General features: G+C 71.0%; 20 protein-coding genes. 7 read left to right on the forward strand and 13 right to left on the reverse strand.

The window, feature by feature from the left end; all coding sequences use genetic code 11:
* Positions 1-45: 45 nt before the first annotated feature.
* The 5 genes from ACU6RU_RS00895 to ACU6RU_RS00915 are packed head-to-tail and all read right to left on the reverse strand — an operon-like array spanning position 46 to position 3839.
* A complete protein-coding gene (locus ACU6RU_RS00895; RefSeq protein ID WP_446725671.1) occupies positions 46-651 on the reverse strand; it encodes a GNAT family N-acetyltransferase in 606 nt (201 codons plus the stop codon).
* Between the two features lie 34 nt (positions 652-685).
* The gene (locus ACU6RU_RS00900; RefSeq protein ID WP_446725672.1) at positions 686-1786 is read right to left on the reverse strand and encodes a sulfate/molybdate ABC transporter ATP-binding protein; all 1101 of its coding nucleotides are present in this window, start codon (positions 1784-1786) and stop codon (positions 686-688) included.
* Positions 1783-2619, reverse strand: coding sequence for an ABC transporter permease (locus tag ACU6RU_RS00905; protein WP_289331043.1), 837 nt, complete (start codon positions 2617-2619; stop codon positions 1783-1785). Before ACU6RU_RS00905 ends, ACU6RU_RS00900 begins: the two co-directional genes overlap by 4 nt.
* Entirely contained in the window at positions 2616-3437 is an 822-nt protein-coding gene (modA, locus tag ACU6RU_RS00910) for a molybdate ABC transporter substrate-binding protein (protein WP_446725983.1), read from the reverse strand. Before modA ends, ACU6RU_RS00905 begins: the two co-directional genes overlap by 4 nt.
* Before the next feature lie 9 nt (positions 3438-3446).
* Positions 3447-3839, reverse strand: a complete 393-nt coding sequence (locus ACU6RU_RS00915; protein WP_120264373.1) for a TOBE domain-containing protein — start codon at positions 3837-3839, stop codon at positions 3447-3449.
* 119 nt (positions 3840-3958) lie between these two features.
* Between ACU6RU_RS00915 and ACU6RU_RS00920 the strand changes: the two genes are divergently transcribed.
* The 4 genes from ACU6RU_RS00920 to ACU6RU_RS00935 are packed head-to-tail and all read left to right on the forward strand — an operon-like array spanning position 3959 to position 7026.
* Positions 3959-5062 (forward strand): ThiF family adenylyltransferase, encoded by a 1104-nt coding sequence (locus ACU6RU_RS00920; protein ID WP_446725673.1) that lies wholly within the window; start codon positions 3959-3961, stop codon positions 5060-5062.
* Positions 5059-6309: a molybdopterin molybdotransferase MoeA gene (locus ACU6RU_RS00925; protein ID WP_446725984.1), complete on the forward strand. Its 1251-nt coding sequence runs from the start codon at positions 5059-5061 to the stop codon at positions 6307-6309. Before ACU6RU_RS00920 ends, ACU6RU_RS00925 begins: the two co-directional genes overlap by 4 nt.
* A gap of 4 nt (positions 6310-6313) precedes the next feature.
* Positions 6314-6793, forward strand: coding sequence for a cyclic pyranopterin monophosphate synthase MoaC (gene moaC, locus ACU6RU_RS00930; RefSeq protein WP_446725674.1), 480 nt, complete (start codon positions 6314-6316; stop codon positions 6791-6793).
* Entirely contained in the window at positions 6793-7026 is a 234-nt protein-coding gene (locus tag ACU6RU_RS00935; protein ID WP_289331039.1) for a MoaD/ThiS family protein, read from the forward strand. The genes moaC and ACU6RU_RS00935 overlap by 1 nt, the downstream gene beginning before the upstream one ends.
* 19 nt (positions 7027-7045) lie before the next feature.
* Here ACU6RU_RS00935 and ACU6RU_RS00940 read toward each other — a convergent pair whose 3' ends face one another.
* The 3 genes from ACU6RU_RS00940 to ACU6RU_RS00950 are packed head-to-tail and all read right to left on the reverse strand — an operon-like array spanning position 7046 to position 9560.
* Entirely contained in the window at positions 7046-7474 is a 429-nt protein-coding gene (locus ACU6RU_RS00940; protein WP_446725675.1) for a molybdenum cofactor biosynthesis protein MoaE, read from the reverse strand.
* On the reverse strand, positions 7474-7950 hold the full coding sequence (locus ACU6RU_RS00945; protein WP_120263227.1) for a MogA/MoaB family molybdenum cofactor biosynthesis protein: 477 nt from the start codon (positions 7948-7950) through the stop codon (positions 7474-7476). The genes ACU6RU_RS00940 and ACU6RU_RS00945 overlap by 1 nt, the downstream gene beginning before the upstream one ends.
* Positions 7947-9560 carry an SDR family oxidoreductase gene (locus ACU6RU_RS00950; protein ID WP_120264375.1) on the reverse strand — a complete coding sequence of 538 codons (1614 nt, stop codon included), beginning with the start codon at positions 9558-9560 and terminating at the stop codon, positions 7947-7949. The genes ACU6RU_RS00945 and ACU6RU_RS00950 overlap by 4 nt, the downstream gene beginning before the upstream one ends.
* Before the next feature lie 233 nt (positions 9561-9793).
* Between ACU6RU_RS00950 and ACU6RU_RS00955 the strand changes: the two genes are divergently transcribed.
* The gene (locus ACU6RU_RS00955) at positions 9794-11269 is read left to right on the forward strand and encodes an MFS transporter (protein WP_446725676.1); all 1476 of its coding nucleotides are present in this window, start codon (positions 9794-9796) and stop codon (positions 11267-11269) included.
* A gap of 20 nt (positions 11270-11289) precedes the next feature.
* Here ACU6RU_RS00955 and ACU6RU_RS00960 read toward each other — a convergent pair whose 3' ends face one another.
* From ACU6RU_RS00960 to ACU6RU_RS00970, 3 genes are read right to left on the reverse strand one after another with little or no spacing between them, the layout of a single operon-like run.
* Positions 11290-13182 (reverse strand): helicase HerA-like domain-containing protein, encoded by a 1893-nt coding sequence (locus ACU6RU_RS00960; protein ID WP_446725677.1) that lies wholly within the window; start codon positions 13180-13182, stop codon positions 11290-11292.
* 10 nt (positions 13183-13192) lie between these two features.
* Positions 13193-13852 carry a phosphatase PAP2 family protein gene (locus tag ACU6RU_RS00965; protein ID WP_120263230.1) on the reverse strand — a complete coding sequence of 220 codons (660 nt, stop codon included), beginning with the start codon at positions 13850-13852 and terminating at the stop codon, positions 13193-13195.
* Between the two features lie 58 nt (positions 13853-13910).
* Positions 13911-15140 (reverse strand): multidrug effflux MFS transporter, encoded by a 1230-nt coding sequence (locus ACU6RU_RS00970; protein WP_120263231.1) that lies wholly within the window; start codon positions 15138-15140, stop codon positions 13911-13913.
* Positions 15141-15389: 249 nt separating this feature from the next.
* Here ACU6RU_RS00970 and ACU6RU_RS00975 point away from each other — a divergent pair, with 249 nt between their 5' ends.
* Both ACU6RU_RS00975 and ACU6RU_RS00980 read left to right on the forward strand, forming a co-directional pair.
* Positions 15390-16094 carry a DUF3105 domain-containing protein gene (locus ACU6RU_RS00975; protein WP_120263232.1) on the forward strand — a complete coding sequence of 235 codons (705 nt, stop codon included), beginning with the start codon at positions 15390-15392 and terminating at the stop codon, positions 16092-16094.
* On the forward strand, positions 16091-16786 hold the full coding sequence (locus ACU6RU_RS00980) for a DUF305 domain-containing protein (protein WP_310790725.1): 696 nt from the start codon (positions 16091-16093) through the stop codon (positions 16784-16786). Before ACU6RU_RS00975 ends, ACU6RU_RS00980 begins: the two co-directional genes overlap by 4 nt.
* Positions 16787-16822: 36 nt before the next feature.
* Here ACU6RU_RS00980 and ACU6RU_RS00985 read toward each other — a convergent pair whose 3' ends face one another.
* Together ACU6RU_RS00985 and ACU6RU_RS00990 are read right to left on the reverse strand one after the other, a co-directional pair.
* Complete coding sequence (locus ACU6RU_RS00985) at positions 16823-17794, reverse strand: carbohydrate ABC transporter permease (protein ID WP_120263233.1); 972 nt, start codon at positions 17792-17794, stop codon at positions 16823-16825.
* Positions 17794-19131, reverse strand: a complete 1338-nt coding sequence (locus ACU6RU_RS00990; RefSeq protein ID WP_120263234.1) for a carbohydrate ABC transporter permease — start codon at positions 19129-19131, stop codon at positions 17794-17796. The genes ACU6RU_RS00985 and ACU6RU_RS00990 overlap by 1 nt, the downstream gene beginning before the upstream one ends.
* Between the last annotated feature and the right edge of the window lie 39 nt (positions 19132-19170).

Raw genomic sequence — 19170 nt, forward strand, 5'->3', positions numbered from 1 at the left:
CGCCAAACCCGGCCCAAATGGGACCTCGGGTCGCACGACCCGGGCTCAGCGCGCGAGATCGATGCCGAAAGCCTGCGCGCCGGGCGACGAGGGCAGACGCTCGAAGCCCAGGCGGTCGTAGAAGGCGAGCGCACCGGTGTTGGCCGCGGACGCGACCAGGTGCAGCCGGGTGACCCCCGCCGCGCGGAGCTGTTCCGACACGCGGTCGATCAGACGACGCCCCCACCCCTGTCCCTGGGCAGCGGGCAGCAGGTCGATGTGGAGGTGCGCCGGGTAGGCCTCGGCGAACGGCTCCGCGCCCGCGCGCCGGCCGTAGGCGTACCGCAGCGTGGCCGCCTGGCGCGAGGTGTCGTCGGGCGAGGGCTCGGGCCAGCGCGCGGCGAAACGGGGCCACCACTCGCGATGGAACCACTCCTCGAAGGCCTCGGTGTCGGGCGTCGCGACGACGTAGCCGATCGCCCGATCGTCCTCGTCGGCCACGACGAAGGCGAAGTCGGGATGCCGCTCGGCATAGGGCCGCGCGAAGACCGCTCCCCAGATGTCGTCGTCGTCGAAGAGTCCGGTGGCATCGGAACCGTGATCGGCTGTTCGCAGACAGATGTCGCTCAGCGCGGCGTCGTCGCCGGACCGGACGGCACGCATGTGAGGCATATCCCCATCGTGCCACCCCGCATCGCCCGACCCGTTACCCTGCCGCCGTCTCCGGTTCCGGGCTCCCCCACGTGATCGCGGCGTTCGGCAGCGTGAGCCGGACGTGAGCGCCGGCACGAAGATCTGCTGCCAGGTCGACAGGGATGTCGACGGCGAGCGACGGATCGGCGACGAGCATACGCACACCTCCGACGGTAGGTTCGAGCCGCGCCACCCGCGCATGCCAGACGACACGCGAGCCCTCCGGCGCCGCTCCGAGCGTGGCGTGCCCCGCAGCGACGACCCCCTCGAGCCGGACGTCGCCCGGGCGGAACAGCGCCGCGACGGGGCCGGGTTCCGCACCAGGCCGCGCCACGGCGAGAGCACCTGCCCGCCACACCGCGCCGTCGCCGCGACCGATCACGCTTCCGACGACGCGGTTGACTCCCGCGATCGCCGCGCCGAACGCCGTCGCGGGAGTTCGCAGCACGTCGCGCACGGAGCCACTCTGCGTCACGGCACCCGCCTCGAGCACGACCAGCCGATCGGCCACGACCGCGGCGTCGAGCGCATCGTGGCTGACGAGCACGGCTGTCGTCCGCGCGGCCCGCAGCTGTTCGCCGAGCATCGTGCGGAGCGAGGCGGCCGTCGCCGGGTCGAGCGCCGTGAACGGTTCATCGAGCAGGATGACGCGGGGTCGCGCCGCGAGCGCGCGGGCGAGTGCGACCCGCTGCTGCTGTCCACCGGAGAGCTCGCGGGGATGCTGTCCTCCCACCCCGGCGAGCCCGACCCGTTCGAGCCATTCGTCGGCGACGAGACGCGACCCACGAGCGGGCGCCCCGCGAGAGCGCAGCCCGAAGGCGACGTTCTCGCGTGTCGAGAGGTGCGGGAAGAGGCCGGGGTCCTGACGCAGCAGCACGATGCCACGGCGCTGCGGCGCGACACGGTGACGCGGACTGGCCACCTCGTCGCCGTCGACGCGGACCGACCCCGCATCGAGCCGCACGAGACCCGCGATCGCCTCGAGGACGGTCGACTTGCCCGCCCCGCTCGGCCCCATGACGGCGACGATCTCGCCGGGCTCCGCGACCAGCTCGGCGGCCACGGTGAGACCGGGGCGCTGCACCCGGACGCGGGCCGTGAGCCGCCCGCTCACCGAGCACCGCCCGGTCGCCAGGCGCGCACGAGCAGAAGCGCCGCGATCGCCGTGATGAGCAGGAGCAGCGACAGCGCCACCGCCGTGCCCTGCGACACCCCGGCGCCGTTGAACGCGGTGTAGATCGCCAGCGGCATCGTCTGCGTGACTCCGGGCGCGTTGCCGGCGAACAGCGCGGTGGCGCCGAACTCGCCGAGTGCGCGGGCGAAGCACAGCACGGTTCCCGCGATCAGCCCGGGGGCGGCGAGCGGCAGTGTGACCCGCCACAGTATCCGCCACCGTCCCGCGCCGAGCGCCGCGGCTGTCTGCTCGTATCCGACGCCCGTCGCCCGCAGCGCCCCCTCGAGCGCCAGGACGAGGAAGGGAAGGGCGACGAAGGTCTGTGCGATCACGACGGCGGCGGTCGTGAACGGGATACGGATGCCGGCTTCGCCGAGCACGGCGCCCAGCCAGCCGGTACGACCGAACAGGAAGAGCAGGGCGACGCCGCCCACCATCGGCGGCAGCACGAGGGGAACCGTCACCACGGCGCGAAGCACCGCCGCGCCCCGAGCGCTCGCCCGGGCGATGGTGAGGGCGAGCGGTACGCCGAGCACGATGCACGCCACCGTGGCCGTCAGCGCGGTCTGCAGCGACAGCGCGAGGGCTGCGCCGGCCTCGGGTGAGGTGACGTCGGCCCACACCGTCGCGGGGTCGAGGCGGCCCACGAGCGCGACGAGGGGAACCACGAGGAGCGCGAGGCCGACGACCGCGGGGACGAGCAGGATGCGCGGCAGATTCCCCGGCGTCCGGCGACCCGTCGCCCGCTGACGGCCGGCTTCGGCGCCGCTCACGGGGCGCCGAAACCGAGACGGCGCAGCACCGCCTGGCCCTCGTCGGACAGCACGTAGGCGACGAACTCCGCGGCTGCGTCGGGCGACTGCGCGTCGGCGAGAACCGCGATCGGGTAGCGATTGACGACTCGCTCGGCGCCGGGAACCTCGACCGTCTCGACGTCGCCGGTGAGAGCGGCATCCGTGACGTAGACGAGCCCCGCGTCGGCTTCCCCGCTGGCGACCTTCGTCAGCACCGCCGTCACGTTCTGCTCGTAGCTGTCGACGCTCGCCGCGACACCCGCATCACTGAGAAGCGTCGCCGATGCCGCGCCGCACGGGACGGCGGCCGCACAGAGCACCACCGTGCGATCGGGGTCGGCGAGGTCTGCCAGACCCGTGACCGAGCCGGGGTTGCCGGACGGCACCACGAGGGTGAGCCGGTTCGTCGCGAAGATCTCCGGGGCGCCGGCGAGGCCGGCCGCGACGACTCTCTGCATGTTCGCCTCGTCGGCCGAGGCGAACACATCGGCCGGCGCGCCCTCGATGAGCTGGCTCGCGAGGGTCGACGATCCGTCATAGCTGATCGGCGAGATCGTGACCGAGGGATGCCGCTGCTCGAACTGCGTGGCCAGCTCGTCGAATCCCGTCTTCAGCGACGCCGCGGCGAAGACGGTGACCTCGCCCGAGACGCCGGCTTCCGCTGTGCCGGGCCCCGACTCGGCCACGCCCGGCGTGCCGTCCGTGCCGGTGTCGGGGCCACCGCCCGCCGCGCATCCGGCCAGCAGCAACGCGGCCGCGGCGAGGGCCGCGATGCTCGTCGTTCGTCGTGTTCGCACGCGCACGGTTCAGTCCTTCGGAGTCTCGACGACGACCGTGGTGGCCTTGACGACCGCGACGGCGAGCGAACCGGGTTCGAGTTCGAGCTCGCGCGCCGCCTCGGCCGACATCAGCGACACGACGCGGTGCGGTCCGGACTGCACGTCGACCTGGGCCATCACCCCGTCGATCTGCACCCGTGTGACGAGGCCGACGAAGCGGTTGCGGGCGCTCGAGAGCCGATCCCACGGGTCGTCGGCGGCAGAAGCGAGCTCGACCGCGTGAGCCGCGAGAGCGTCGCCGGGAATCCGCGCCGGGCTTTCGCCCGAGACCGGGAGGACGCCCTGGTCGGTCCAGCGACGGACGGTGTCATCGCTGACGCCGAGCAGGCGGGCCGCCTCCGAGATGCGATACGTCGTCATGCGCTGAACATACCCGCATCCGCGGAGGTCGAGGGCGGAATCCACCGCATCCGCGGATGCGCGGGGCGTTCTCGCCACCGCCCGCCCCCGGTACCCCCGCGCGCGTCTAGCCTGATCCCATGATCCTCGCGCCCCTCGTCGCTCCCGTCGACACCCTGTCGGATCGCGAGCGCGAACGCACCGCGAGGCACGCCGTCCTCGCGGGCGTGGGCGACGAGGGTCAGCGGCGGTTGACGGCGGCTCACGTCGCTGTCGTCGGTGCGGGCGGCCTCGGCTCTCCCGTCATCCTCGCCCTCGCCGCCGCGGGGGTCGGGACGATCACCGTCATCGACGATGACGTGATTGAGTACGCCAACCTCCAGCGGCAGGTCATCCACCGCGCCGACGACGTCGGCAGCCCGAAGGTCGCCTCGGCCCTCCGCGCGGCTGCCGCGCTGTCGCCCGAGACGCGGATCGAGCCGCGCCGCGAGCGACTGGATGCCGACAACGCGTCGCGTCTGCTCGCCGGAAGCGACCTCGTCATCGACGGCACCGACACGTTCGAGACCCGCACCGTCGTCGCCGCGGCGTGCGCGGCGCTCGGACTGCCCCTCGTCTGGGGCGTCATACAGGAGTTCCACGCGCAGGTCACCGTGTTCTGGACGGACCCACCGGAGGGGATACCGGCGATCGGGCTCGACGACCTCTACCCCGCCGGCAGCGCCGACGATCTGCCGACCTGCGCCGAGGTCGGTGTGCTCGGGTCGCTCTGCCTGACGGTGGGGGGAATGCTGGCGACCGAGGCCATCAAGCTCATCACCGGTGTCGGCGAGCCGCTCCTGGGCCGGCTCGTGGTGGTCGACGCGCTGTCCGGGACCACGCGTGAGGTGCCGCTGCGTGCCGCCTCGAGCGCACCGCCGGCGCCCCCGGCGCCTGAGCCCCGCACCCCGCAGACGCGGCCGACGACGCCCGAGATCGATCTCGATCAGCTCCGCGCCCAGCAGCGCGCCGGGGCGGTGGTCCTCGATGTCCGAGAGCCCCACGAGACGGCGACGGGGGTGCTCCCCGGCTCGGTGCTGCTCCCCCTCGGCGATCTCCTCGCCGACCCGAGCCGCGTCGACGCCGACCGGGTCGTGGTCGTGTGCGCGCACGGCATCCGGGCACGCCGCGCCGCCGACGTCCTCCGCGGCCGGGGCGTGACGGCCTCCGTCCTCGCGGGAGGCCTCGCCGGGTGGCGATCGTGAGCGGCGGGTTGCGCTCGGTCGAGGAGCAGCTCGCCGACGTCCTCGCGACCGTGCGACCGCTGCCGACCCGCACGGCCGGGCTCGCCGACGCCGCCGGCCGCGTTCTGCGCGAGGCGGCGGTCGCGCGAGGCGGCATCCCCGACTTCGACAATTCCGCCATGGACGGCTTCGCGGTCCGCTTCGCTGACGTCGCGAGCGCGTCGACCGAGCAGCCCGTCGACCTGGCGGTCGTCGCCGATCTGCCGGCCGGCACCGCGGACGACCCGCGTCTGCGCGCCGGCGAGACCGCGCGCATCATGACGGGCGCCCCGGTGCCATCCGGGGCCGACACCATCGTGCCGTTCGAAGACACCGCCGGCGGCCTCGACGATTCGCTGACGACCGCGCGCGTCCTCACCGCTCCCGCACGGCGGGGAGTGTTCGTCCGGCGTGCGCACGACGACATCCGCCCCGGCGACACCGTGCTGGAAGCGGGAGTGCTGCTCGGCGCCCGGCAGCTCGCCGCCCTGGCGGCTGCCGACATCGCCCGGGTCACCGTCTCGCACGCGCCGCGCGTCGTCGTGATCTCGACCGGCAGCGAGCTCGTCGAGCCCGGCCGCCCGCGCATGCGAGGCCAGATCCCCGAGTCGAACGGCCTGTTGCTCGAAGCGCTCGCTCGTCAGGCGGGGGCCGTCGTCGTCCGCCGCGTGCACGTCGACGACGGCGGCGCCGCGTTCCGCCGCGAGATCGCGGCGGCCACGACCGGCGATGCACGGGCGGACGTCGTCATCACCTCGGGCGGGGTGAGTGCGGGCGCCTACGAGGTCGTCAAGACCGAGCTCGGCGATGCGCTGCGCTTCTCGCGTGTGGCGATGCAGCCGGGCAAGCCGCAGGCGTTCGGTGTCCTGCCCTCGGGGACGCTCGTGTTCGGCCTTCCCGGAAATCCGGTGAGCGCGGCGGTGTCGTTCGAGGTGTTCGTACGCCCCGCCCTCCTCGCCCTGCAGGGCCGCTCCGACCTGTACCGACCAGCTCTCCGACTTCCCGCGAGCGAGTCCTGGCGTACGCCGCCGGGCCGTCGGCAGTACCTCCCCGCGGTCATCGACCGCTCCGACCCCGTGCGCTGGTCCGTGCATCCGGCGACACCCGGCGGCTCGGGGTCGCACCTCGCGGGCGCCCTCGCCCTCGCCGAGGCGTATGCGGTCGTGCCGGCGGAGACCGTCGCCGTAGAGCCCGGCGACCTCATCGATGTCCTGCTGCTGGAAGGATGAGGGCATGAGCTTCACCCACCTCGACGACGCCGGTCACGCCCGCATGGTCGACGTCACCGCGAAGCAGCCGACCGTCCGCGCGGCGACCGCTCGCGGCTTCGTCCGCTGTTCGCCCGAGGTCGTCGCCGCGCTGCGTGACGGCACCGTGCCGAAGGGCGATGTCCTCGCCGTGGCACGCATCGCCGGCATCCAGGCCGCCAAGCGCACCCCCGAACTGCTGCCTCTCACCCACGTGATCGGCGTGCACGGGGTCGTCGTCGACCTCGACATCACCGACGAGGGCATCGAGATCGAGGCGACGGCGCGCACCGCCGACCGGACCGGCGTCGAGATGGAGGCGCTCACCTCGGTGGCGGTCGCAGCCCTCGCCGTGGTCGACATGGTGAAGGGCATCGACAAGGCGACCTCGATCGAGAACGTTCGCATCACGGCGAAGTCCGGTGGCCGCAGCGGTGACTGGCGGCGTCCCGGCGGGGACGCCTGATGGCCCGCGTGCGCTACTTCGCCGCCGCGGCCGAGCGCGCCGGACGGAACGACGAGGACCGCTCCGAGATCACCCTCGGCGCCCTGCGCGACGCGCTGTCTCGCGAACGTCCGGGGCTGGGAGCGATCCTGCCCAAGTGCGCCGTGCTGGTCGACGGTGCGCGCGTCGCCGACGCCACCGAGATCGGCCCCGACGTCACCATCGACATCCTGCCGCCGTTCGCCGGCGGCTGAGACCGCCGGCGCTCAGCGATCAGCCGCCGATCCCCTTCCACGCGGTCGTGCCGTCGGCCTCGATCTGCTGCTTCCAGATCGGCAGCTCACGTTTGATCGCCTCGATCAGCTCACGGCACACCTCGAACGCGTCATCCCGGTGCGCCGTGCCCACCGCGATGACGACCGCCGCATCCCCCACCCCGAGGTCGCCGACGCGGTGGCTGACCGCGACCGCACCGTCACGTCCGGCGAGCGCGGTGTCCGCGATCGCACGCAGCGTCGCCTCGGCGTCGGGATGAGCCTCGTAGTGCAGCGCGGCGACCGTGCCCGCGGCATCCGGGTCGTGATCGCGCACGGTTCCGACGAAGCTCGTCACGGCCCCGACCGCGGCGGACTCGACGGCCTCGAGGTGCTGCGACACGTCGAGAGGCTCGGCGGTGATGCGGGCGATGCGGATCTCGCCCATCAGTGATCGTGCCCGTCGAGCTGGGCGACGACATGCCCGGCGATGCCCGTCACCACATCCATACCGGACGCCACGGCCCGGGGCGACCCCGGCAGGTTCACGATCAGCGTCCCACCGGCCACCCCCGCGCGCCCGCGCGACAGGACGGCCGTGGGGGTCTCGACGACCCCGCGTCGGCGCAGCTCTTCGGCCACGCCCGGCAGCTCGCGTTCGATGACCTCGCCGGTGGCTTCGGGCGTCTCGTCGCGCGGCGCCACACCTGTGCCGCCCGTCGTGACGATGAGGCGCGCACCCGCGGCGATCGCGGCGCGCAGAGCCTCCGCGACCGAGGCGACGCCATCGGCGACGACCGTCGGGTCGCCGCACTCCCACCCCGCGCCGCGCAGGGCCTCGACGGCGACGGGACCCGCCGTGTCCGGGCGTTCACCGTGCGCTGATCGGTCGGACACGGTGATGACGGTGGCGAAGCGGCTCATGACCCCACCCTAGGAGTGCCCGCATCTGATGAGGCGGAGTCGTCGTCGGCGTGCGCGCTCTCGACCGCGATCCGCCCCTCCTCCACCTTCCCCTCGGCCATCTCGGTGATGCGCGTGGCCATCGCCGTGAAGATCAGTCCGTGGAACGGCAGCACGCCGAGCCAGTACAGTCGCCCCGCCAGCCCGCGGGGGAAGAAGATCGCGCGCTGCTCGTACCGGGCACCCCCCTCGCGCGGGGCGACCTTGAGCTCGAGCCAGGCCTCGCCGGGCACGCGCATCTCCGCACGCAGACGCAGCAGGCGCCCGTCCTCGACAGCCTCCACCCGCCAGAAGTCGATCGCATCCCCCACCCGCACCTTGCCCCGGCTTCGGCGGCCACGTGCGAGACCGATGCCGCCGACCAGGCGGTCCATCCAGCCGCGGATCTCCCACAGCGCGCGAGCGGAGTACCAGCCATTCGTCCCACCGATTCCGGCGATGACCTCCCACAGCCGCTCGGGCGATGCGCTGGTCTCGGCGGACCGCTCGTCCGTGAATACCGTCCGGCCCGCCCACTCGGGGTCGCTCGGCAGGGGGTCGCTCGGCGCACCGAGCACATCGGCGTCCTGCCAGCTCGTCTCGACCTCGTCGGCGTCCATGCGGTGGAGCGCCAGTCGCACACTCGTCCGATACGACGTGAGGCCGTCCTCGGGCTGCGGGATGATCGCGTCGATGTCGTGATCGTCCATGACGCACTCGTTCTGGAGCGACGCGATCAGCGGACGCGCGATGGCGCGCGGCACCGGCGTCACCAGGTTGACCCAGTGCGAGGCCAGCCCCGGCGTCAGCACCGGCAGGGCCGCGATCGCCCTCTGGCGCAAGCCCGCCTCGAGGGCGTACCCGTTCATCATCTGCCCGTAGCGCAGGACATCGGGCCCGCCGATGTCGACGGCACGGTTCAGGTCGGGATCGACGCGAGCCGCGCCGAGGAGGTAGTGCAGGACGTCGCGGACCGCGATCGGCTGGATGCGGTTTCGCACCCACTTCGGCGCCGGCATGTACGGCAGGACGTCGGTGAGGTGACGCACCATCTCGAACGATGCCGACCCCGAGCCGATGACGACACCTGCCTGCAGCACGAGGGTGGGCACCCCCGACGCCAGCAGGATCTCGCCGACCTCCACGCGCGACCGCAGGTGCGGCGACAGCTCGGCGTCGGAGGGGTGCAGGCCGCCCAGGTAGACGATGCGCTTCACGGATGCCGCCGCGGCGGCCTCGGCGACGGTGCGGGCCGCCCGCTCGTCGGCTTCCTCGAATCCGGCACCCGCTCCCATCGAATGGATGAGGTAGTACACGACATCCACGTCGTCGACGGCTTCGGCGACGGCCTCCGCGTCGTCGGCCGAGCCTCCGACGATCTCGACGGCGTCTCCCCACGGAAAGCTCGCGACGCGTTCGGGGGTGCGTGCCAGCACGCGCACGCGGTATCCGGCCGCGACGAGGCGCGGCACCAAGCGCCCGCCGATGTAGCCGGTGGCGCCGAGGACGAGGGCTCGGGGGGCGGATCCGTCCGATCGAGGCTGCGCTCGCAGCTCGGGCTCGTGTCCGGTGGGTGCGGTCAGCTCGGTCATGATCAGACGGTAGGCGCCGCCGAGCATCGACCGACATGACTTGACACGCCTCGGTCGATCGGTCGGTGATGACACCAGCGGCGCCCCGCGCGCACGATAGGCGAGCGCCCGCCCGATCGCAACGTCGGACCGCGAGCTTGCGTGGGCCCCCTGCCGCGGGGCTACGCTCCCGTGAGCGAAGGACAGTCGTCTGGCGACCCGAGCCCGGCGGCGCTGCCGGAGGAGAACCGAATATGTCACGCACGCGCACGAAGCGGCCTGCCCGCCGACGTCTCGAGGTCGATGACGTCATCGTCGTCGAACGCAAGAAGGTCCGCACCGCGATCTCGGGGACCGTGGTCGGGAACTTCATGGAGTGGTTCGACTTCGGCATCTACGGCTACCTCGCCGTGACCCTGACCGTCGTGTTCGCCGAGGACATCCCCGACCCCTGGGGGCTTCTCGTGACGCTGCTCGGATTCGCCGTCTCGTTCCTCGTGAGGCCCCTCGGCGGCATCGTGCTCGGACCTCTCGGCGACCGGATCGGGCGTCAGAAGGTCCTGTTCCTCACGATGGCGATGATGGCGACCGCGACGGCACTCATCGGTCTGCTCCCCACATCCGCGCAGATCGGCATCTGGGCCGTCGTGCCCCTGTATGTGCTGAAGATGGTGCAGGGCTTCTCGACCGGCGGCGAGTACGCGGGGGCCTCGACGTACGTCACCGAGTTCTCCCCCGACCGCTCGCGCGGCTTCTGGGCGTCGTGGCTCGACGTCGGCTCGTACGTCGGCTTCGCAGCCGGTGCCACGGTCGTCGCGGTGACCACCCTCATCACCCAGGGCCTCTGGGGGCCGGACGCGATGGTCGACGGCGGCTGGCGCATCCCGTTCCTCGTCGCCATCCCCCTGGGCATCGTCGCCATCTGGTTCCGGCTGCGCATCCCCGAGACCCCCGCGTTCGAGCAGGAGTCGGAATCGGCCGCGTCGCCCCGCAAGGACGACCCGATGGCCCGCCACGGCATCGGCGGCATCCTGCGCCACCACTGGCGGACGATCCTCGTCGCCGTGGCCATCGTCGCCGCGACCAACACCGCAGGGTACGCATTGACCAGCTACATGCCGACCTACCTCGAGAAGGAGGTCGGTCTCTCGAACCTCTCGGCCGCGGTGGCGACCGTTCCGGTGCTGGTCGTGATGTCGGCGACCCTGCCGTTCGTCGGTCGGCTCAGCGACCGGTTCGGCCGCCGGCGCGTCTACGCCTTCGCGATCGGCGCATCACTCGTGCTGACCATCCCGGCGTTCGCGATCATGCAGATCGGCGAGCTGTGGGCCGTCTTCGTGGCCCTGGGCATCATCGCCGTGCCGGTCGCGCTGTTCGTCGCGATCTCGGCGAGCGCCCTGCCCGCGCTGTTCCCGACCGCGACCCGCTTCGGAGCTATGGGCATCGCATACAACCTCGCGGTGTCGCTCTTCGGAGGCACGACGCCGCTGTTCAGTCAGGCGCTCATCGAGTGGACCGGCAACACCTACATGCCCGCGTTCTACATCATGTTCTTCTCGGCGCTGGCGGCCGTCGCGCTGTTCGCGATGCGCGAGACCGCGCAGCGTCCCCTGCTCGGCTCGGTGCCGACGGTCGAGACCGTCGCCGAGGCCGAGGCTCTCGTCGCGGGGCAAGACGACGACCCGCGTATCGACACCTCGACGATGCCGCTCGACATCCTCCGGTCCTGAGGCGCTGTCCCTCTCGCGCTTCAGCGCCGTCCGGTGCCGAAGATGCCCCGGATGACGCCGGTGAGCACTTCCCGCGCGGCACGAGAGCCGAGGATCTGCTCTGCCGGCGTCTTCGTGCGCGAGCGCGTGTTGGAGGTCATGCTCCGCAGCATCCGGTCGTGGTCGCGTCGCTCCTTCGCCTCGTCGGCCGCCGCCTGCTTGCGGATGGCGGCGAGCTGCTTGGCGTAGGCGGCATCCGCCTTCGCCCGCAGCTTCGCGGCGTCCTGCTCGGCCTTGCGGCGCGCGGCCTCCGCCTCGGCCGCATCGAGGGCCGCCTGCGCGGCGTTCATGCGAGCGGTCAGGATCTCGCGTGCCGATTCGCGATCGATCGCCTCGGCGTAGCGCGGCCGGATCTCGGATGCCGCCATCCGGGCCTCGATGTCCGCAGGGGCGGCGGGCGACATCAGGGCCTGGGGCGCGCGCAGCCGGGTCCACGCGACGGGAGTCGGCGCGCCCCTCTCGTTCATCACGGTCACGACGGCCTCGCCGGTTCCGAGCTCCTGCAGCACCCGCTCGAGGTCGTAGCCCGATCGCGGGTAGGTGCCGACGCTCGCCCGCAGCGCTTTGGCGTCGTCGGGGGTGAAGGCGCGCAGCGCGTGCTGCACGCGCGAGCCGAGCTGTGCCAGCACATCCGATGGCACATCCTTGGGCGTCTGCGTGACGAAGAAGACGCCGACACCCTTCGATCGGATCAGCCGGACCGTCTGGACCACGGCGGACAGGAAGTCCTTCGAGGCGTCGCGGAACAGCAGATGCGCCTCGTCGAAGAAGAACACGAGCTCGGGCTTGTCGCGGTCACCCACCTCGGGCAGCACCTCGAACAGCTCCGCCAACAGGTACATGAGGAACGTCGAATAGAGCACCGGCTGGTCGGCGACCCCGGGCACCTCGAGCAGGGTGACGACGCCCTCGCCGGTGTCGGTCGTGCGCATGAGGTCGCGGACATCGAACTCCGGTTCGCCGAAGAAGACGTCCGCCCCGGCGTCGGCGAAGGTGATGAGCTCGCGCAGGATGACGCCGGCCGTGGCCTTCGAGAGCCCGCCGAGTTCGGCGAGCTCGGGCTTGCCGTCGTCGCTGGTGAGGTAGGTCAGCACCGCTCGGAGGTCGGAGAGATCGACGAGGGCGAGGCCGTTCGCGTCGGCGTAGTGGAAGACGAGGCCGAGACTCGACTCCTGCGTGGCGTTCAATCCGAGCACGCGGCTCAGCAGCAGGGGACCGAAGCCCGACACCGTGGCGCGAACGGGTGTCCCCGTTCCTCGGTCGCCGAGAGCGAGGAACTCCGCCGCGAACAAGCGTGGCGACCAGTCCTGGCCGATCGCGCGGGTCCGTGAGACGAGCTTCTCGTCGGCCTCGCCCGGTGAGGCCAGCCCCGAGAGATCGCCCTTGATGTCGGCGGCGAACACGGGCACGCCGTTGGCCGCCAGCTGCTCCACGAGAACCTGGAGGGTGCGGGTCTTGCCTGTACCGGTCGCGCCGGCGACGAGGCCATGGCGGTTGGTCATCGCGAGCGGGATCCGAACGGGCGCATCGCGTTGCGGCTCGCCGTTCAGAAGCGCTCCGAGCTCGAGCGCCGGCCCCTCGAACGCGTAGCCCTGTCGAATCGCCTCGACCTCCGGCGCCTCGAGCGGGCCCACCGCTCCCCCGATCACCGCAGGCTCGGCGCCGGCGGCCGAGGGCGCGGCGGCCGCCGCGCCGGTCGGGAGCGATGCCGCTGCCCTGGCCGCCTCCGCTTCGGCGGCCGCCAGAGCGGCCCGCGCGCGGGCGGCGACGAGAGCCGCCTCGGCGGCATCCGCCTCCGCACGCAGCCGGGCAAGGTCTGCAGCGGCCACCGCGTCGTCGGAGGGAACGGCCGGGCCATCGGGCGAGACGCTCATGCGGGCGAGCCTAGCCCCGACGCTCCCCCACGGCACGGCGTTCCCGTTCCAGCTGTTCGGTGAACATCGCGGCGATCACGAGCGCGACCCCGGCCCCCAGCAGCATCCCCCCGACCGTGTCGGAGAGCCAGTGCGCGTGCACGACCGTGCGGCTGAGCGCCATGAGCAGAGTCCAGGCGATTCCGATGAGCGCGACCCAAATGCGAGGGAAGAGGATGACGGCCACCACCGCGATCGTGGCCGCGTTGGCCGTATGCCCCGACGGGTATGACCCCGCGTCGGTCGTCACCAGGATGTCTTCGGGCCGGGCCCGGTCGACGAGGTTTTTGATCAGCTGCACGATGAGCGCGCTCACCGCCGACGCCACGATGAAGTAGCCAGCGGCCCAGGGCCGACGCAGCACGATCAGCACCACGGCCACCGCGATCGGGATCGCGAAGACCCCGACCCACGTGCCGCCGATCCGGTTCATCACGAGCCCGAACACGAGGCCGACGGCGCCCGGGTCGGCGGGGAGCGTCTCGTTCCACCACCGGTCGATGGCGAAAGGCTGGCCGAGCTGCGTGAACAGCCACCACCCCAGCAGCGCGCCGACCACAATGAGGACGGCTCCCAGGATGGCTCGACGCGGCCAGAGCCGGCGGGGATCGGTGGCAGGGGCGGCGTTCATCGGTCCATTGTGTCGACGATGGCCGATTGGACGTCGCCCCTTGCGCTGGACGCGGCGATCAGGGAGAGAGCTGAGGGACGCTGCGCGGACGCACGACGAGCCACAGCGAGAGCACCGCCACCACGGCGCACCCGGCCATCACCGAGGCCATCGTCGTGGCCGTGATGCCCGAGCCGCCCGAGATCCACGCGGCGAGCGGCGAGATGAAGCCCGCGACGCCGAAGTTGACGGCACCAATGAGGGAGGCCGCGGTGCCGGCCGCGCGTCCGTGACGATCGAGGGCGAGCACCTGCACGCAGGGGAAGGTGAAGCCGCATGCCGTGATGAAGAAGAACAGCGGCACGATCGTGCCCCACAGCCCCAGACCCAGCTGGTCGGTGACGATGATCGCGGCCCCGGCGACGACGAGCACGGCGGTCGAGACCGCCATGACCCACTGCGGACCGAATCGGGCCGCAAGGCGCGACGCCGTCTGCACGCCCAGGACGACGCCGAGCGAGTTGACGGCGAAGAGGATGCCGTACTGCTGCGGGTCGAAGCCGTACGTCTGCTGGAAGAGGAACGACGACGACGACAGGTAGGAGAACAGTCCGCTGAACGTCATGCCGCCGATGATGAGCACGCCGATGAAGATGCGGTCGCTCAGGACGCTGCGATAGCGCTGCCACACGGTCGCCGAACCGTTGTCGCGGCGCCGCGCCTTGGGCAGGGTCTCGGGCACGAGGAAGAGAGAGGCGATCAGCATCACTGCGCCGTAGGCGGCGAGGACGACGAAGATGCCCCGCCAGGGCATGACCGTGAGCAGGCCCGAGCCGACGAGCGGGGCGGCCACCGGGGCGACACCGGAGACGAGCGCCAGGCGGCTGAGCATCACCACGAGCCGGCGTCCGCCGAAGAGGTCGCGCACGATCGCCATGGCGACGACGCCGCCCGCGGCTGCGCCGATGCCCATGAAGACCCGGGCGGCGCTCAGCAGCTCGAGGGTCGGGGCGATGGCAGCGGCCGTGCTCGACAGCACATGCAACGCGGTCACGCACAGCAACGGAATCCTGCGCCCGAGCTTGTCGCTGAGCGGCCCGACGATGAGCTGTCCGAGCGCGAAGCCGACCATGGTCCCGGTGAGGGTCAGCTGGATCGCCGCGGCCGTCGTCTGGAAGTCGGCCTCCAATGCGGGGAAGGCCGGCAGGTACAGATCGATCGTGAAGGGGCCGAGTGCGGTGAGGGCGCCGAGCAGGATGATGTAGACGACGCGGCGCGAGGTCGGGATCGCATCACCCGGGTGGAGCATGATGGGCGCCGTCGCGGGGTTCGAGCCCAGCGTGCGGATCGCCCCGGTGGTGGAGGATGAATGATGGGGAGGAGTTTCGGGCACGTCTTCTTCGTTTCGTGGCAGCAGCGTTTTCGAGCGACCTTCTATCGTAACCCGGCGCGACTTCACGATATTCGCGCCTCTCAGCCGATTCACCATTCACGCGCATAGGCTGGCCACGCGCCGCACGCGCGCCCATCCTCTTGCCCCCGAACCGAGGTCACAGCAATGACTCCGTCCGCCGACAAGCGAACGAGCGGCAATCCTGCCGCCCAGGCCCAGATCAACCTCACCGTCAAGCAGCAGCGCGAGCAGCAGAAGCAGGCCAAGCTCGCCGAGTATCAGAAGCAGCTGGCGAAGCGACGCCGCAGCAAGCTGACCTGGTGGGTCGTCGGCTCGACCGCCGCAGTCGCCGTGGTGGGACTCATCGCAGCCTCCGTCGTCCTCGCGCCCCGGCCCGTCACGTACGAGGCCGGCAACAGCACCGGTCGCGAGATCCCCGGCGTCGAGACGTTCCAGAACATCACGACGCACGTCGAAGGCACCGTCGAGTACCCGCAGACCCCGCCCACGGGAGGCGAGCACAACCCGTACTGGCTCAACTGCGGCGTCTACACCGAGCCGCAGGCGAACGAGAACGCCGTCCACTCCCTCGAGCACGGTGCGGTCTGGATCACCTACGACCCGGCGCAGGTGTCCGATGCCGACATCGAGACCCTCGAGGGCTACATGCCGAGCACCTATGCGCTGCTGACGCCGTACCCCGACATGGACACCCCCATCGCCGTGAGCGCATGGAACGCCCAGCTGAAGGTCGACTCGGCCGACGACGAGCGCATCCGCGACTTCTTCACCGAGTACTGGCGCAGCCAGAACGTCCCCGAGCCGAACGCGATCTGCTCGGGTGCGATCGACGGGCCCGGCAAGGCGTGACCGACGACGTCGCGGTGGGCACGGGGCCGCAGGCATCCGTCCCGCCGCCACCCGGCATGCGCTGGTGGGCAGTGCTCCTGATCGTCCTCGCCGTCGCGGGCGCGGCCTTCGCGGTGGGGCGGTTCTCGGCCTTCGGCACCTCGCCCGCGGTCCCCGGCGATTCCTCCCCCGAGGCCGGATTCGCCCGCGACATGCAGGTGCATCACACGCAGGCGATCGAGATGGCGATGACGATCTACCGCAAGACCGAGGACGAGGGCATCCGCACGCTCGCGTTCGACATCGCCACCGCGCAGGCCGGTCAGCGCGGCGAGTTCTACGACTGGCTCGTCCAATGGGGCCTGCCGCAGGGCTCGACCGCTCCTCTCATGCAGTGGATGGTCGGGCACCCCGCCCACGACCACGGCACCGCGTCCGCCCAGCCGAGCGACGAAGAGCTCCGCGCCGAGATGGGCATGGCCACGCCCGCGCAGCTCGCTCAGCTCGACGCCGAGACCGGCGTCGCCGCTGACTGCACGTTCCTCGACCTCATGATCCGTCACCACCAGGGCGCCATTCCCATGGCGCAGGCCCTCGTCGATCTCGGCAGCGATCCTCGGGCCGTCCAGGTCGCCGGTGGCGTCATCGAGACGCAGAGTGCCGAGATCGACCTGATGCGATCGATCCAGCAACGACTGGGGTGCGGAGGCTGACAGCCCCCGCACCCCAGCGGCATCCGATCTTCTCAGTCAGCCCTTCGTGGCTCCGGCCAGCAGGCCGCGCACGAAGAAGCGCTGCAGGGCGAAAAACACGATCAGCGGCACGATGATCGAGATGAAGGTTCCCGCCGACTGCAGGAACCACCGGTTGCCCCACGTGCCCGACAGCGAGTTCAGCGCCTGCGTGATGGGCAGGGCACCCGGCGACGCGAAGATCGTCGCGACGAGCAGGTCGTTCCACACCCACAGGAACTGGAAGATCGCGAACGAGGCGATCGCGGGAGCGGCCAGCGGAACGATGATGCGGAAGAAGACCTGTCCGTGGCCGGCACCGTCGACCCGCGCGGCCTCGATGATCTCGCCCGGGATCTCGGCGATGAAGTTGTGGAGCATGAACGTCGCCAACGGCAGCGCGAAGATGGCGTGGGCGATCCAGACGCGGGCGAAGCTGTACTGCACCTCGTTGAGGCCGAAGCCGGGGAAGATGGGCACGTCGTTGATCGTGAGCCCCTCCGAGAAGAGGCTGAGCAGCGGCACGAGAGCCATCTGCAGGGGCACGATCTGCAGCGCGAACACGAAGACGAAGAGCGCGCTACGGCCCTTGAAGTCGATCCACGCGAACGCGTAGGCGGCGAGGGAGGCCATCACGATCGGGAACACCGTCGCGGGGATGGTGATCGCGAGCGAGTTGATGAACGCCGAGGCGAGCGTCGTCGACGTCCCTCCGGCGGTCAGTGCCTCGGCGTAGTTGTCGAGGGTGAACTCCGGGTTGGCGAAGACCGTCCACCATCCGGTGGACTGCGTGTCCGCGCCGGGTCGGAACGACGTCACGAACAGGCCGAAGGTCGGGATCGTCCAGAAGATGGCGATGATGACGGCCGCGATGGTCGCGCCCTTCGACGTCAGCTTCTTGTGGGCGATCGCCTCGTTGCGACGGGTGTCGCGCGCCACCTGGCGCTTGGTGCGGGTGTCGACGGGCGCGGCCGGGGCTGCAACGGTCATCAGCGGATCTCCCTCTGCTTGGCCATCGATCGGGCGTTGTAGATGATCAGCGGCAGGACGAACAGGAACAGCACGACGGCGAGCGCGGACGAGTGCCCGTAGCTCTGGAACCGCTGCTGCTGGTTGACCATCTCGAAGCCGAGCACGGTCGTCTCGTCGCGACCGCCGGTCATGACGGCCACGATGTCGTACACCTTCAACGACGCGATCGTGATGGTCGTGAGTACGACGATCAGCGACGACCGGATGCCGGGGACGGTGACGTTGCGGAAACGCTGCCAGGCGTTCGTGCCGTCCAGCTGCGCCGCTTCGAGCTGCTCGGTCGGGACGGCCTTGATCGCGGCCGAGAGGATCACCATGGCGAAGCCGGTCTGCGTCCAGATGAAGACCACCAGCAGCATGAGCGTGTTGATCACGGGCTTGATGGCGAGCCACTGGATCGGATCGCCGCCGAACGCCGTGACGATCGCGTTGAGCAGACCGACCTGCTCCCCCTGACGGGCGTCGTACATGAACTTCCAGATGATGCCGGCGCCGACGAACGAGATCGCGACCGGCATGAACACCAGGACCTTCAGGACCTTCTCACCGCGGGCGCGATCGATGAACACCGCGTACGCCAGGCCGATGGCGACCGAGATCGTGGGAGCGAGGAGCGCCCAGAGGATCGTGTTGACGACTGAGGCCGTGCCCGTCGGGTTGGTGAACACCCAGAAGTAGTTCTCCAGTCCCACGAACTGCTCACCCGACTTGTCGTAGAACGACTTGAAGATCGTGGCGATGGCCGGGTAGATGAGCCCGAGAGCCAGCATGATGCTGGCGGGGGCCATGAAGAGGATGAGCTGGAACAGGTAGCCCGCGCCCTGACGCGAACGGAAGTCGGCGAAGAAGAGCAGGGCACCCACGAGCAGCGCGATCGCGACGACGTACAGGACCGCGTTGGCGTAGGGGCGCAGCAGCAGGAACGCGAGCACCGGGATGACCAGGCACGCGACGAGTCGCATGATGAAGTAGCCGCGGCCCGGCCTCGGTGCGTACTCGATGAGCACCAGGATGATGCCCACGACCAGCCCGAACACGGCCAGGATGACGGGGATCTGGATGAGCGGGTTCATCGCGCCCAGCCAGAGGAAGAAGCTGTTGAGTGAGAACCCGATCGTGATGCGGGATGATTCCTCGCTCGATCCGGTGAAGATCAGGAGCAGCAGGATGGCGACGATCAGGGCGAAGCCGACGGCGACGACGATCCGGGTGATCGACCTCCCCTTCGGATCTGTGGCGTGGGTGGTGACGGGAGGTTCGGTGTCGACGGGTCTGTCGACGGTCGTCTGCGACATGTGGATCCCCTTCTGAGTACAGCGGCGTACCCGGGCGGT

Source organism: Microbacterium sp. F1-18 (assembly GCF_052921305.1).

Bases quoted from the DNA above. Each gene is read 5' to 3' on its own strand.
- ACU6RU_RS00985 (WP_120263233.1), bottom strand. From the start codon at position 17,794: ATGACCGTTGCAGCCCCGGCCGCGCCCGTCGACACCCGCACCAAGCGC.
- ACU6RU_RS00975 (WP_120263232.1), top strand. From the start codon at position 15,390: ATGACTCCGTCCGCCGACAAGCGAACGAGCGGCAATCCTGCCGCCCAG.
- ACU6RU_RS00935 (WP_289331039.1), top strand. From the start codon at position 6,793: ATGGCCCGCGTGCGCTACTTCGCCGCCGCGGCCGAGCGCGCCGGACGG.
- ACU6RU_RS00920 (WP_446725673.1), top strand. From the start codon at position 3,959: ATGATCCTCGCGCCCCTCGTCGCTCCCGTCGACACCCTGTCGGATCGC.
- ACU6RU_RS00960 (WP_446725677.1), bottom strand. From the start codon at position 13,182: ATGAGCGTCTCGCCCGATGGCCCGGCCGTTCCCTCCGACGACGCGGTG.
- ACU6RU_RS00950 (WP_120264375.1), bottom strand. From the start codon at position 9,560: ATGACCGAGCTGACCGCACCCACCGGACACGAGCCCGAGCTGCGAGCG.
- ACU6RU_RS00895 (WP_446725671.1), bottom strand. From the start codon at position 651: ATGCCTCACATGCGTGCCGTCCGGTCCGGCGACGACGCCGCGCTGAGC.
- ACU6RU_RS00970 (WP_120263231.1), bottom strand. From the start codon at position 15,140: ATGCTCCACCCGGGTGATGCGATCCCGACCTCGCGCCGCGTCGTCTAC.
- ACU6RU_RS00915 (WP_120264373.1), bottom strand. From the start codon at position 3,839: ATGACGACGTATCGCATCTCGGAGGCGGCCCGCCTGCTCGGCGTCAGC.
- ACU6RU_RS00940 (WP_446725675.1), bottom strand. From the start codon at position 7,474: ATGGGCGAGATCCGCATCGCCCGCATCACCGCCGAGCCTCTCGACGTG.
- ACU6RU_RS00955 (WP_446725676.1), top strand. From the start codon at position 9,794: ATGTCACGCACGCGCACGAAGCGGCCTGCCCGCCGACGTCTCGAGGTC.
- ACU6RU_RS00990 (WP_120263234.1), bottom strand. From the start codon at position 19,131: ATGTCGCAGACGACCGTCGACAGACCCGTCGACACCGAACCTCCCGTC.
- ACU6RU_RS00965 (WP_120263230.1), bottom strand. From the start codon at position 13,852: ATGAACGCCGCCCCTGCCACCGATCCCCGCCGGCTCTGGCCGCGTCGA.
- ACU6RU_RS00945 (WP_120263227.1), bottom strand. From the start codon at position 7,950: ATGAGCCGCTTCGCCACCGTCATCACCGTGTCCGACCGATCAGCGCAC.
- moaC (WP_446725674.1), top strand. From the start codon at position 6,314: ATGAGCTTCACCCACCTCGACGACGCCGGTCACGCCCGCATGGTCGAC.